Source organism: Streptomyces sparsogenes subsp. cuspidosporus (genome assembly GCF_039532705.1).
Classification (GTDB): Bacteria; Actinomycetota; Actinomycetes; order Streptomycetales; family Streptomycetaceae; genus Streptomyces; species Streptomyces sparsogenes.
This window is the reverse complement of record NZ_BAAASD010000041.1, coordinates 79209-91420: the sequence shown is the minus strand read 5'-3', so window position 1 is coordinate 91420 and position 12212 is coordinate 79209. Positions and strand designations below refer to the sequence as shown.

12 protein-coding genes and 1 pseudogene are annotated in these 12212 nt (G+C 73.9%); 3 read left to right on the top strand and 10 right to left on the bottom strand.

Features of this window, described 5'->3' with window-relative positions; translation table 11 throughout:
* Positions 1-133: 133 nt before the first annotated feature.
* Positions 134-1108 (bottom strand): TauD/TfdA family dioxygenase, encoded by a 975-nt coding sequence (locus tag ABFY07_RS34020; RefSeq protein WP_346178186.1) that lies wholly within the window; start codon positions 1106-1108, stop codon positions 134-136.
* Between the two features lie 210 nt (positions 1109-1318).
* Here ABFY07_RS34020 and ABFY07_RS34015 point away from each other — a divergent pair, with 210 nt between their 5' ends.
* Positions 1319-2917 (top strand): amino acid adenylation domain-containing protein, encoded by a 1599-nt coding sequence (locus tag ABFY07_RS34015; RefSeq protein WP_346178185.1) that lies wholly within the window; start codon positions 1319-1321, stop codon positions 2915-2917.
* Positions 2907-3974 carry a GNAT family N-acetyltransferase gene (locus tag ABFY07_RS34010; RefSeq protein ID WP_346178184.1) on the top strand — a complete coding sequence of 356 codons (1068 nt, stop codon included), beginning with the start codon at positions 2907-2909 and terminating at the stop codon, positions 3972-3974. Before ABFY07_RS34015 ends, ABFY07_RS34010 begins: the two co-directional genes overlap by 11 nt.
* 7 nt (positions 3975-3981) lie before the next feature.
* On the opposite strand, the pseudogene ABFY07_RS34005 reads toward ABFY07_RS34010, so the two are convergent.
* A pseudogene (locus ABFY07_RS34005) lies at positions 3982-4332 on the bottom strand (nuclear transport factor 2 family protein); the annotation flags it as partial.
* 153 nt (positions 4333-4485) lie between these two features.
* Here ABFY07_RS34005 and ABFY07_RS34000 point away from each other — a divergent pair.
* Positions 4486-5469 (top strand): LysR family transcriptional regulator, encoded by a 984-nt coding sequence (locus ABFY07_RS34000; protein ID WP_346178183.1) that lies wholly within the window; start codon positions 4486-4488, stop codon positions 5467-5469.
* Between the two features lie 180 nt (positions 5470-5649).
* Here the strand turns inward: ABFY07_RS34000 and ABFY07_RS33995 are convergent, their stop codons facing one another.
* The 8 genes from ABFY07_RS33995 to ABFY07_RS33960 all read right to left on the bottom strand — a co-directional run bounded on the left by ABFY07_RS33995 (position 5650) and on the right by ABFY07_RS33960 (position 12182).
* Positions 5650-5991, bottom strand: coding sequence for an ArsR/SmtB family transcription factor (locus tag ABFY07_RS33995; RefSeq protein WP_346178182.1), 342 nt, complete (start codon positions 5989-5991; stop codon positions 5650-5652).
* Positions 5992-6114: 123 nt separating this feature from the next.
* Positions 6115-7083, bottom strand: a complete 969-nt coding sequence (locus tag ABFY07_RS33990) for an NAD-dependent epimerase/dehydratase family protein (protein WP_346178181.1) — start codon at positions 7081-7083, stop codon at positions 6115-6117.
* A gap of 3 nt (positions 7084-7086) precedes the next feature.
* On the bottom strand, positions 7087-7641 hold the full coding sequence (locus ABFY07_RS33985; RefSeq protein ID WP_346178180.1) for a hypothetical protein: 555 nt from the start codon (positions 7639-7641) through the stop codon (positions 7087-7089).
* Complete coding sequence (locus tag ABFY07_RS33980; protein WP_346178179.1) at positions 7638-9341, bottom strand: class I adenylate-forming enzyme family protein; 1704 nt, start codon at positions 9339-9341, stop codon at positions 7638-7640. Before ABFY07_RS33980 ends, ABFY07_RS33985 begins: the two co-directional genes overlap by 4 nt.
* A complete protein-coding gene (locus ABFY07_RS33975) occupies positions 9328-10308 on the bottom strand; it encodes a hypothetical protein (RefSeq protein ID WP_346178178.1) in 981 nt (326 codons plus the stop codon). The genes ABFY07_RS33980 and ABFY07_RS33975 overlap by 14 nt, the downstream gene beginning before the upstream one ends.
* A complete protein-coding gene (locus tag ABFY07_RS33970; protein ID WP_346178177.1) occupies positions 10305-11501 on the bottom strand; it encodes a beta-ketoacyl-[acyl-carrier-protein] synthase family protein in 1197 nt (398 codons plus the stop codon). The genes ABFY07_RS33975 and ABFY07_RS33970 overlap by 4 nt, the downstream gene beginning before the upstream one ends.
* On the bottom strand, positions 11491-11898 hold the full coding sequence (locus ABFY07_RS33965; protein ID WP_346178176.1) for an acyl carrier protein: 408 nt from the start codon (positions 11896-11898) through the stop codon (positions 11491-11493). Before ABFY07_RS33965 ends, ABFY07_RS33970 begins: the two co-directional genes overlap by 11 nt.
* Entirely contained in the window at positions 11895-12182 is a 288-nt protein-coding gene (locus ABFY07_RS33960; protein ID WP_346178175.1) for an acyl carrier protein, read from the bottom strand. The genes ABFY07_RS33965 and ABFY07_RS33960 overlap by 4 nt, the downstream gene beginning before the upstream one ends.
* Between the last annotated feature and the right edge of the window lie 30 nt (positions 12183-12212).

Genomic DNA, 12212 nt, shown 5'->3' with positions numbered 1-12212 from the left:
CTCGCAAGGCGGAGCATCGCCCTCGTACTGGGCGTACTCGGGCGTTGCGACAACGCAGCGAGGTGCCGCCCGCCGCCGCAGCGGCTGATGTCACTGCGGCGTCGGGAGCAGGGCGCCCCCTTTGACGACAGCCCTAGCGGATGCGGAGCCGCTTGAGGTGCCGCTGCCGGCGCGGGGGTGTCGCGGAGCCCGCGGTCCTGCCGTGGAAGTAGTACGTGTTGTCGATGACGACGAGCAGTCCCCGGCGCCACCGCACGCCCGTGGCGGGCCCGGGCTCGTACATGGCGGTCAGCAGCTCGCGCAGCGCCCCGTTGACCGTCTCGGCGTCGCCGGCGGGTCCGGTGTGCGTCCACCGGAGCTCCTGGTCGAGGAAGTCCCGGAAGGAGAACACCCAGTGGCCGTCGACGCGGCGCGCGACCGGCGGGGCCTCGGAGCTGTCGCGGTAGCGGGTGCGCGAGAGCAGGTCGAGGGCGCCGGGGGACAGCCGGCGCGCCACGTCTCGCATGGGGACGAGCACCGTGTTCGCGTGGTGTGCGTCGTCCCCGGGGTCGACGCACATCAGCACGATGTACCGGGGTTGTCCGGCGGGGGCGGCGCCGCTGCTCTCCGAGTGGAGGGAGAGGGAGTTCCTGGCGAAGGGCTGCAGCGACACGTCCTGGGTGGGCGCGTGTTCGCTGCGGAGGTTGAGCACGACGCCGTCCTCCACGTACGGCCGCACCGCCGGGTCCGTCTCCGGGGTGGCCGTGCCCAGGAAGGCGCCGAGGGCGAGGAACCGGTCCTGCGGCAGTGGCTCGTCCAGCTGGATGGCGGCCAGGCCCCGGTGCCACAGCTGCTCGGTGACCTCCCGGTGCAGGCCGTCGCTCCCGGCGGGGCCGTTTCCCGGGGCCGGCGAGGCGTCCGGGGCCGGGGTGGTGTCCGGGGCCGGGGTGGTGTCCGTGCCGGGCAGCCGCAGGCCGTTGCCCAGCAGTACCTCCCGGGCGGCGACGTGGGGGTCGGACGGTGTCGCGCGGAAGCTCCCGTGGACCACGGTCTCGCGCGCCGTGGGGCCGGCTCCGGGTGGCGGGGGCGCGCTCCGGGTTTCCGGGCGGACGTGGGCCGGCTGTTCCATGCCTCACTCCTTGGGTCGGTGGGTCAGGGAGGAATTCGGCTCAGCACGGGGGATGACGCTAGCGACACCCGGGGAATCGCCGGGGAATCGCGGTGATCCCGGCCGAATCGGCGGCGATGCCCGGGCAGTTACCCGGGAATTCCCGGAACGTCGTTAGGTTGTGGCTCCTGCCGGCGCGTCCCCACACCTCGTGAGCAGGAAGGAAGCCCCATGAGTCGCCTGGAGCGCATGGTCAGTTCCCAGGCCGCCGAGACCCCGGGGTCGGTGGCCGTCGTCTCCGCGGACGAACGCCTCACCTATCTCGAGCTCGAGGAGCGGTCCAACCGGCTGGCCCAGGCGCTGCGCGCCCACGGCTTCCGCCCGGGAGAGCGGGTCGCGCTGCTGTCGCCGAAGAGCGCCCGCACCATCACCTATGTGCTCGGTGTGCTCAAGGCCGGTGGCGTGTGTGTCCCCATGGACACGGCGTCGCCGGTCGAACGGCTGCTCATGATCGTCCGGCGCATCGGCCCCTGCTGGCTCCTGGCCGACGACGTGGGGACGGACCTGCTCCCGGGCCTGCTGGACAAGGTGGCCTCCGAGGTCGTGACGGGGCTGTGTCTCCCCGGGGGCGAGTCCGCGGGCCCGGCGCACCGCCCGGTGGTGGACGCGGCGGCGGTGGCCTCCGCCTCCCCCGCTCCCCTGGACCCCGGGGCGGACGACTCCGCGCTCGCCTACATCCTGTTCACCTCGGGGTCCTCGGGAGAGCCGAAAGGGGTGTCGCTCACCCACCGGTCGATCGCCCACTTCGTGCGGTGGGCGAACGGACACTTCGGCATGTCCTCCGACGACAGGGTGGCCTGCCATCTGCAACTGCACTTCGACTTCACCCTGTGGGACGTCTACGGCGCGCTGAGCTGCGGGGCCGGGCTCCACCTGGTGCCCCCGGCGGCCGGGCTCCTCCCCTCGACCCTGGCCGACTTCCTGCGGGACTCCCGGATCACGCACTGGAACACCGTGCCGTCGGTTTTGTCGGCCATGGCGCGGTACGACGTACTGGCGGCGCGGCCCCTGCCGGACCTGCGGCGCGTGGTGTGGGGCGGGGAGGTGTTCCCGCCCCACGACGCCCTGCACTGGAGGCGGCGGCTGCCGCAGGTGCGGCTCACCGGGGTGTACGGCACCACGGAGACGGCGATCGCGAGCACCTACCACACGCTCGACGCCGCGCCGTCCGAGGACGAGCCCCTGCCCATCGGGGTGGTCATCCCCGGGGAGTCGGTCACCATCGTCGACAAGGACCTCACCCCGCTGCCCCAGGGGGCCGTCGGCGAGATCGTCATCGGCGGGGCCGGGGTGGGCCCCGGGTACTGGAACGACCCCGAGCGGACCGCGTCCGCCTTCGTGGAATTCCCGCCCGGGTCGGGACACCGGGCCTACCGGACCGGCGACCTCGGCTCCCAGGACGAGCACGGCGTCTTCCACTTCCACGGCCGCGCCGACCGGCAGGTCAAGGTCAACGGCTACCGGATCGAACTCGACGAGATCATGACCGCGCTCAACGCGCTCCCGGGAGTGGCCGCGGGGGTGACCGTCGCCGTGCCGGACGAGACCGGCCGGCCGCGCATCTGCGCCGCGTACTCCCTCACCCCCGGCACCGTCCTGACCCCGGTCGAGCTCCAGGAGGCGCTGTCCCGCGCGCTGCCGTCCTACATGCTCCCGGCCGCCTGGGCGGAGGTCGATCCGATGCCCGTCAGCCCGAACGGAAAGATCGACATACGAGCCCTTCAGGGGCGTTTCGCCGCGCGGGAAGGGGCGGTCAGCCATGACGGTTGAGCAGGTCGCCGGGGTGCCCGGCATCACCATCGACGCCTACCGGGCCGAGGACCTGGCGGACGCGGTGGCGTTCCAGGACTCGCTGTGGCGTGGCGGCACGGAGGGGGACACCCGGTACTTCCACTGGAAGTACCGCGACAATCCGCATCTGGACCACCGTTATGTCGTGGTCGCCCGCGGAGGTGGCCGCGTCGTCGGCATGGTCGGTGTGTTCGGCTCCCACTGGGAACACGAGGGCCGCACCTACGCGCTCCCGTGCCTCACCGACACCATCGTCGCGCCGGAACACCGCGGGGGGCCGCTCTTCCTGGCCATGATCGACGAGGTGGTGAAGCGGCTGGCGGCCGACGGGGTGCCCTGGCTGCTGGACTTCGGCGACCAGGGCGCCGCGCCGGCGATGCTCATGGCCGGGTGGACGCAGATCGGCCCCTGGGGCCAGGCGGTCGTCGAGCGCGAGGAGGCCCTGTTCGAACGACGCCCCTGGCCCGAGCTGCCCGCGGTGCGCGGCGCCCGCTCGGGGGCGGCGGTGCGGGCGGTGTCCACGCCGGACGCGGAGGCGATGGCGGACCTCGTCCGCCGGCTGCCGCACGGCTCCGGGATCCGCGCGGTGCGGGACGCGGAGTACTTCCGGTGGAGGGCGGCCAACCCGCTGGCCCGCTACTTCCACCTGGAGGCGGGCGACGACACCATGCGGGGCTTCCTCATCGGCCACCGGTCCGCGGTCGACCCCGATGACGCCCACACCCCCACCACCGTCGTCGACTGCGAGGCCGCCACCGACGACGTCTTCGCCGACCTCGTCGCCTTCGCCCTGGAACACCTGCCCGGCAGGGAACTGCTCATGTGGACCCGCGACCTCGGCCCCGAACGGGTCGGCATCCTGCGCTCCCTCGGCGCCCGCCTCCAGGAGCCCACCCATCGCTTCACCGAGGACCTCTACCTGCCGAACCTGATGATCCGCGCGACGGGAGCCACCCCCTGCGCACCCGCGCCGGAGCTCATGCGCTCCCCGGGCTTCTGGAACGTCCACGGGGTGTCCGGACGAGCCTGGCGGTGAGCGGCCGCTAGCCGTGCTTGTGGTAGGCCTTGTTGGCTATGCGCCAGGCGCCGTCGACCCGCGCCAGGAGGAAGACGTCGGTGAAGGTGTCCGCGCCGTGCCGGAGCGTCATGGTCGCGGTGGCCACGGTGTGATGGACCTCGACGGAGTCGATGCGGCGGGAGCGGGTCGGCTCGTCGGGGGCCGGCCGGCCGTGGAAGAGGGCGCAGTACTCGTCCAGGGGCCAGGAGACGAAGGCGCCCTCCCGGATCCCCTCGATGTGGGCGGTGGGCAGGAACGCGTCGCGGAAGTGTCCGGGGTCGCCCGTGGCGTGTCCGCGGATGTACGCGCGCAGCGGCTCCAGCACGGCGTCCGCCACCTCCGGGCCGGCGGCGGTGTGGGCGGAGGTGTGGGCGGGGTTGTTGTGCGGTGTGGTCATGCATGCACAGTGGCGCACGGCGAGCGCTGCGACAAGCGCGGATTTCGCAGGCCGGCTCTGCGCCGTGCGCATACCGGCTAGGGTGCTGAGGCCATGGAACTGTCTGTGTGGCGGACCTTTGTGACCGTCTGCCGCCTCGGGTCGCTGTCGGCGGCGGCCGCCGAGCTCAACCACACCCAGTCGGCCGTCTCCCGGCAGATCGCCGGGCTGGAGCGGCAGCTCGGCGTGGCGCTGGTGCGGCGCCACGCGCGCGGCGTACGGCCGACACCGGCCGGCGAGGTCTTCCGGCGCCACGCCCTGGCGACGCTGAGGGAGGCCGACCGCGCCGTTCGCGCGGTACGGGACTTCCGCGACGGGGCGCCCGTACGACCGCTGGCCGTGGGCGCAACGCCGTCGCTGGCCGCGGGGATCGTTCCGCAGGCGATCCGTGGCCTGCTGGAGCGGTCCGGCCCCGTCCGGTGGAGCCTGCTGCCGGGCCTGAGCGCGCACCTCCACGACCGGGTGATCGCCGGTGATCTCGATGTCGCCGTGGTCACCGACGCGCCACCGGGGCTCCCCCATGATCCGCGTCTCGAACGGCGGTTCCTGGGGACGGACGAGATGGTCGTCGTGTTGCCCCTCGGCCACCCGCGGGCAGGGCAGGGCCCGGTGGCCATGCGGGCGCTGGCCGACGAGATCTGGGTCGAGGACAACGACGGCTCGGCGGCGCTGCTGCGCCGGCAGGCGGCCCGCGCCGAGATCACCGCCCGCATCGACCTCGCCGCCGCCGACCTGCACGGCAAACTGGCCCTGGTGGCGGCGGGCCACGCCATCGCGCTGATCCCCGGTGTGCTGAGGCGCGCGCTGCGGGCCGATGTGGTCACCGTGCCCCTCGTCGATCCCCCGACCCGCGGCCTCTACACCCTCACCCCGCGTCAGGACCCGCACCCGGCCACGGCCGCCCTGTTCGAGCAGCTCACCACGGCGTGCGGCGAGGCTCGTCCCACGTCGACGTCATCGAGATCGCCGACCCGGGCCGGCAGCGGAACCCCGTCATCGCCCCCTGAAAAGCCCTATGTAGGACGAGGCGAGGCTTGAGACCAGCCAGAACGCCCCGTAGCCGATGCCGATGATGATCAGCACCGCCAGCGCGCTGTCTATCTTGCCGGTCGGCGTGATCGGAGGGCGGTGCTCCTGGTCGTGTGAACTCACCCGTTCAACATACGACAAGAAGTAGGTGTGTGTGGGTGACTTGTTCATGCTTCCGCGGCCGGCGGTTCACGCGTCCGCCTCCAGGTGGCCGGCGGCGACCAGCGCCGAGAGCAGACCGGGGAAGCGTTCTTCCATCTCGTCGACGCGCAGCGCGTTCATCTTGGTCGTCCCCACGTAGTACTGCCGGATCACGCCCGCTTCCCGCAGCACGTTGAAATGGTGGGTCAGGGTCGACCGGGAGACCTGCACGTCGAACGTGCCGCAGCTCATCTCGCCCCGGGCCCTGGCCAGCTGGGACACCACCGCCCGCCGCACGGGGTCGACCAGGGCCTCCAGGAGCTGCTGCAGCGAGACCTCCTCCACGGAGGGGTGCTCCACGGTCCTGGGGGAGGTTCGGGGGCGGGCCACGACAGACTCCTTGGGGCGGCTTTCCGGGGCGGCTTTCCGGCGGACAGCGCTATCGTACGACCCTCGTCGAAATAGCGGCGGGTCACGCCCGGGGCGGGGCGCCCCCCACGGTGCCGGAGCCGGTCATTCCGCGCCCAGCCCGTCGCGCCAGCTCGGCCGCCCCGGCCTCCAGCCCAGCGCCGTACGGGCCCGGCCGTTCGCCGCCCCGCGCGCCGCGGTGAGCTGATGGGCGACGAACCAGCCGAGCAGCCGGGGCGCGAGCGCGGCGGGGACCGTGCGCGGGGCCGGGCCGCCCAGCGTCCGGGCGTAGTGCGGAAGCCACTGGGCGGCCGGGGCGGGCTCGTCGTCCGTCACGTGGAAGACGCCGGTGGTCTCCGACTCGACGGCCGCCACCGCCGCGCCCACGGCATCCTCCACGTGGAGGAACGAGGTGATCCCGGCCGCGCCCTCGGGCAGCGGGAGCCGCCCGGCCAGCACCGCCTGCCCGGTCGCGCCGGTACGGGCGTACGCGGTGCCGGGGCCGTAAAGCGTGCCGTACCGCAGCACCACCCCCTCCGGCCCCGGGCCCGCGGACCCTGGCCCCGCCGGCCCCGCGCCCGCCGGCCCCGGGCCGCCCAGCACCAGCCGCTCCAGCTCGGCGACGGCCCGTACGGTGGCGGCCCAGCCGGGGTCCGGGGCGTCCACGTACAGCGGCGCCTCCTCGTCGAGGACCGGCCCCCCGGCCGGGGCCGCGGCGAAGGCGATGCTCTGCGCGACCAGCCGCCGCGCCCCGGCCTCGCGGGCCGCCTCGACCAGGCCGGCGGTGCCCTCGGCGCGCAGCCGGGCGGTCCGCGCGAAGGCCGCCGCGGGGTCGTCGCGCAGCAGCCGCAGCGCCGTCATCTGGTGGACGACCGCCTCGGGCCGGACAGCCGCCACCGCGGACAGCAGGCCCTGGCGGTCCAGGGCGTCGGCGACCACGACCGCGTCGGCGTCCGGGGCCTTCGCCCGGGACTCCTCCCGCACCAGCGCGCTCACCTGGTGGCCCCGCGCCCGCAACGCGCCCACCAGCGGGCGTCCGACCACTCCGGTGGCCCCGGTGACGAGTACCCGCACGGCTCAGCCCTCCCCACCGGGGGATGCGGGGGTGCGCACCCGCATCAGCAGGCGGCACTCCTTGTCGCCCTCGCGCAGACAGCTCGTGGCCCGGTTCTCCGCCAGGGTCACGCCGAGCCCTTCGGACCAGCCCGCGTGGACGTCGGTGCACGGGCACCGGTAGCCCTCCAGCGAACCGGCCATCCGCACCATGGTGATGGCGAAGTTCCGCCGCAGCGTGAGCACGATCAGATCCTCACCCGCCACCTCGGTGGAGGCGTTGCGCAACTCCTGCGGGAACATCCGGTCGCCGCACTCGTCGTACCGGCGGCGCAGCTCCTCCAGGTCCTTGCCGCCCTCCCCGCCGGCGGGGAGGGCGCCGCACCGGCGGGCGACCTGCTGCCCGACCTTGAGGGCGACCTTGCGCATCGCCTCGGCGTTGATCTCGTTGGCGACCCGCTGTCCGAACCGCCCGGCCACGCCCTGGTACCAGTGGGCGTCGTGCTGCCACCACAGCCGGTACGCCTCCAGGGTCCGGGCGCGGTGGTTGACCCCGTCGTCACTCGTTGCCGTGCTCATGCGTGCTCCTTGGCGGCGAACCTGTCGCGCATCACTCGTTTGAGGACCTTTCCGGTGGCGCCCTTGGACACGTCGTCGGGTCTCATCCGCAGGGCCCGGGCCACCGGGGGGAACCCCGCGCCGGCGAGGGCGGCGTTGACCCGGTCGGTCCACACCCGGTCGAAGCCCTCGCCGCCCTCGCCCCCCGCGCCGCCCTCGCCCCCCTCGCCGCTGTCGCCGCTGTCGTTCGCGAGCTGAAGGAGCGCGTAGGCCTCGGCTTCTCCGTCGCCGTCCCAGTCCGCCCGGACCCCCTCCGGGGCGGCCCCGATGACGGTGCAGTCGGCCAGCTCGGGCAGCTCCCGCAGCAGCAGCTCCTCGGCGCGGGTGCTGAACAGGATCCCGTCGCGGGTACGGATGGCGTCCGGCGCGCGATCGAGGTGGTAGAAGTTGCCCTCCTCGTCCCGGTAGGCGAGGTCCCCGGTGAGCCAGTAGCCGCCCAGCCGCATCCGGTGGAAGGTCAGCGAGTCGTTCCAGTACCCGGGGGTGAGGGTCGGCGACTTGAGCCCCAGGCGGCCGACCTCCCCGGGCGGCAGCGGGGTGCCGTCCTCGGCGAGCACGGCGGCCTCGGCGAAGCTGATCGGCTTGCCGACGCAGCGGGAGTAGCTCGAGGTGTCCTTGGTGTGCCGGTTGTGGAAGACCGAGTAGCCGGTCTCCGACGAGCCGAGCCCGTCCACGAAGACCGAACCCTCGACCCGGGTACGGCGCAGATCCCGGCCGATCCGCTCGTGGCCGCCGTGCCGCACCAGGGCCCTGATGTGTGCCTCGTGTGCCGCGTCGCCGGTGTTGAACCACACCTGCACGCTGGACAGGTCACGGGCCGAGAGGTCCTGCGCGGCCATCTCGCCGAAGGTCCCGGCGAAGGCCAGCACCGTGGTCGGCCGGAACTCCTCGATGGCGTCCAGCACATCGGTGCCGCGCCGGCTGGACAGCAGCTTGATGTGCGCGCGCAGCAGCAGGCAGTACAGCAGCGTCGCCACCGCGGCGTTGTGCGCGCCCGGGAGCCCCACGAGGGTGCGCTCCATGTCGGCCCCGGTGGAGTAGCGGAGCCGGTGCACCTGGGCGTACATCAGCGACCGGTGGGTGTGCGGCACGCCCTTGGGCGTACCGGTGGTGCCGGAGGAGTGAGAGATGATCACCGGGTCGGTGGGGTGGTGCCGGTACGGGTAGGACGGCGGCAGCAGCGCGCGATGGGCCGGCCGGATGTCGTCGGCGGTCACGCGGAAGGCGAGGCCCGCGTCCGACAGCACGGCATGGTGCTCCCGGTCGGTGAAGGCGCCCACCACACCCTGCCGGCGCACATACGCGCGGGCGACCTCGGGGCTCAGATTGCCGTTGACGAAGGACGGGATGGCGCCGAGGGCCGTCAGCGCCAGGAAGTTCACCGCGAACTCGGCACTGGAGTGGGAGTGAATGGCGACCGGGTCGCGGGGACGCACGCCATGGGCGGCGTACCAGCCCGCGTAGGTCTCGACCGCCTCGTGCAATTGGCCGAGCGTCAGCACCTCCGGGCGGCTGCCGTCCGGCGCCCGCCAGCTTCCGTCCGTCCACAGCACGGGCTCGTCGAGCGGGCGGCCGTACGCCTTCAGACGGTGCAGCACATTGCCGGCGCCGAGTTCGGTGTCGGAGCAGATCCGAGCCCGCTCCTGCCTACTGATGAGCATGGGTCCTGGTCTCGTTTCTTCCGGCGGGGGCGTTCGGCATGGGAGCTTTCGTGTCGGCGGTGAGGAGGAACGCGGTGGGGCCGCGCCGCGCCGCCGGGTCCGTCACCAGGCGGTGGCCGCCGCCGTCGCGCAGCAGCCGCCGGTGGGCGGTGACCAGGTCGAACAGGCCTTGGAGGCTGCCGGGATGGCCGAGCGCCGCGGTGGCGTCGGCGGCGTGGGGCTCGGCCGGGCGCACGGACACCGGTGCGCCGGTGTCGGCGCGGCCGAGCAGCACTGCCGCCGCCAGGTCGGCGTGTGCCGAGGGGGGCGGCGTCGGGCGGCCGCTGTCGGCGGCCAGTTCCCGGTACGCGGCGGCCACCCTGTCCCGGGGGGTCGCAGCCCCGCCACGCCCGCCGCCGGAGTCCCCGCCCGGGTCACCCCCCGACTCCCCACCCGGCTGGGCGCCCAGTTCCACGCCCAGCACCAGGACGCGGTCCAGGTCCGGGTCCTCGAGCAGCAGATCCGCCATGGCCAGCAGCTCGGCCAGGGGGTCGTCGAGGGTGGAGAGGCTGAACGTCTGCCCGGTGATCCCGAACTCCCGGCTCAGATAGCCCAGGATGGAGTTGGCGGTGGCCTGCATGAACAGCAGCGGGTTGTGGACCTGCCCGGAGATCACGCGCCGGCTGGCCAGATCCGCGGTGGTGGTGTCGCCCATCAGGCTGGCCAGCGCCACGGCGGTGCGCGAGCCGTCCCCCGGCTGTCGGGTCAGGCACCGGCTGCCGACCTCGTACGCCAGCGGGCTGAAGGACGACTCCACGAAGCCGGGCAGCCTCGGCAGCGGCGTCTCGTCGTCCCGGCCGGGGGCGTCCCGGCCGGGGGCGTGCCGGGCAGGGGCGTCCCGGCCGGGGGTGTGCCGGGCAGGGGTGTGCCGGGCGGTGGCGGTGGCGAGGATGCCGAGGGCGGAGCGCAGCGCGGTCTTCTCGGTCATCGCGGACGCTCCAGGACGAGTGCGGTGTTGGCGCCCCCGAAGGCGGCGTTGAGGGTGAGGGCGCGGCGGGGGTCGGCCCGGCGCGGCCGGTTGGGCACGTAGTCCAGGTCGCATTCCGGATCCGGCCGGGTGTACCCGGCGGTCGGCGGCAGCACCCCGTCCGTCAGGGCCAGCAGGGTGATCACGAACTCCACCACCCCCGCGGCCTCCAGCAGATGGCCCGTGGTGCTCTTGGTGGAGCTGACCGGTACGGTGTCGGCCCGCTCCCCGAGGACGGACCGCAGCCCGCGGGTCTCGGCCCCGTCGTTGTACTTGGTGCCGGTGCCATGGGCGTTGACGTAGCCGAGCGCCGCCCCGTCCGGGTCCCCCGCGAGCCGGAGCGCCTGCCGTGCCGCGGCCGCGAGGCCCACCCCCTCCGGGTGCGGCTGGGAGATGTGGTACGCGTCCGTGGCCGCGCCCCAGCCCACCACGGTCGCCAGCGGCCGGGCGCCGCGGCGCCGCGCGTGCCCGGCGGACTCCAGCACGACGGCCGCCACTCCGTCGCCGAGCAGGAGACCGCTGCGATCGGCGCTGAACGGGCGCACCATGCCGTCGCGGGACAGCGCCCGGCCCGAGTCGAACTTCCCGAAGGTCTCCTCCTCCACGAGGTATCCCCCCGCGCAGACCGCCACCTCCGTGCGGCCGGAGGAGATCAGCCGGCAGGCATGGATGATCGCGGCGGCGGAGGCCACACAGGCGTTGGTGAAGGTGAGCCGCGGCCCGGCCAGCCCCAGCCGCGTGGCGAACAGCTCGGCGAGCCGCGCGGGGACGGCGTCGGCGACCCGCCCGGCCCCCTGTGCCCCGCCATGCCGGTCCCCGCCGTGCCGGTCCGCGGCGCGCCAGTAGCGGGTGACGCTGGTGCTGTCCCCGGCGACGCCGAGCAGGACCGCCGCCTCCGCGCCCGGGCGGAGGCCGGCCATGTCGCGGGCCTCCGCCCCGCACTGGGCGAGCGCGTGACGCAGCGCCCAGTCCTCGACCGCGTCGGGCCCGTCCGGGGCGGCGCCCGCCATCGGCGTACGGTACGGGGCGGTGTCGAACCTGGTGGTGGCCGCGAAGGAGGGGATGCCGCCGAACACCCCGCGCCGGAGGGCCTCGGCGCCCGTGCCGAACGCGGTGCGCACACCGAATCCGGTCACGGCCACCTCACCGCTCATCGCGACCGGCCCCCTCCGCGCTCGCCGCCTTCTCGGCCCTCTCGGCCCCCTCCGCGCTCGCCGTCCTCTCCGTCCTCTCCGTCCTCTCCGTCCTCTCCGCCTTCTCGGCCCTGTCCGCCTGGGTGGCGCGCAGATACGCGGTCAGCCGGCGGAGGGAGGTCAGATCGGTGATGTCCCCGTCGGTGGGCTCGACGACCAGGCCGTGCCGCTCCTCCACCAGGTGCAGCAGCCACACCAGCCCGAGCGAGTCCAGGACCAGTTCGGCATCCTCGTCGAGGTCGGCGGACACCCCCGGGAAGATCTTGGGGTCCGACAGCAGGTCCCGGACGGTGTCGGTGGTGATGGGGGGAGGCGCGAGGACCCGGTCGCTCGTGTCTCCGCCCGCTGCGGCGCTCATGCCTTGGCACCACGCCGGACGACCTCGGCGACGAGTCCGCCGAGGGGCAGGGAGGCCAGGGGCTCGATGTCGGCGTCCGGGATCTCCACGCCGAACCGCGTCTCCAGCCGCAGGGTGAGCTCGATCAGGCTGAGTGAGTCCAGTTCCAGACCGCCGACGGTCACCGGGCTCTCGTCCGTGATGCCGTCGCGGCTCATCAGGACGTTCATCTCGTCGATGACCGTGGCCAGGACGAACTCGCGGATCTCGTCTTCCAGGGTGGCCGATGTGCTCATGGTCAACATCTCCAGGTCGAAAGAATCGAAAGAGTCGTG

Bases quoted from the DNA above. Each gene is read 5' to 3' on its own strand.
- ABFY07_RS34020 (WP_346178186.1), bottom strand. From the start codon at position 1,108: ATGGAACAGCCGGCCCACGTCCGCCCGGAAACCCGGAGCGCGCCCCCG.
- ABFY07_RS34015 (WP_346178185.1), top strand. From the start codon at position 1,319: ATGAGTCGCCTGGAGCGCATGGTCAGTTCCCAGGCCGCCGAGACCCCG.
- ABFY07_RS34010 (WP_346178184.1), top strand. From the start codon at position 2,907: ATGACGGTTGAGCAGGTCGCCGGGGTGCCCGGCATCACCATCGACGCC.
- ABFY07_RS34000 (WP_346178183.1), top strand. From the start codon at position 4,486: ATGGAACTGTCTGTGTGGCGGACCTTTGTGACCGTCTGCCGCCTCGGG.
- ABFY07_RS33985 (WP_346178180.1), bottom strand. From the start codon at position 7,641: ATGAGCACGGCAACGAGTGACGACGGGGTCAACCACCGCGCCCGGACC.
- ABFY07_RS33980 (WP_346178179.1), bottom strand. From the start codon at position 9,341: ATGCTCATCAGTAGGCAGGAGCGGGCTCGGATCTGCTCCGACACCGAA.
- ABFY07_RS33975 (WP_346178178.1), bottom strand. From the start codon at position 10,308: ATGACCGAGAAGACCGCGCTGCGCTCCGCCCTCGGCATCCTCGCCACC.
- ABFY07_RS33970 (WP_346178177.1), bottom strand. From the start codon at position 11,501: ATGAGCGGTGAGGTGGCCGTGACCGGATTCGGTGTGCGCACCGCGTTC.
- ABFY07_RS33965 (WP_346178176.1), bottom strand. From the start codon at position 11,898: ATGAGCGCCGCAGCGGGCGGAGACACGAGCGACCGGGTCCTCGCGCCT.
- ABFY07_RS33960 (WP_346178175.1), bottom strand. From the start codon at position 12,182: ATGTTGACCATGAGCACATCGGCCACCCTGGAAGACGAGATCCGCGAG.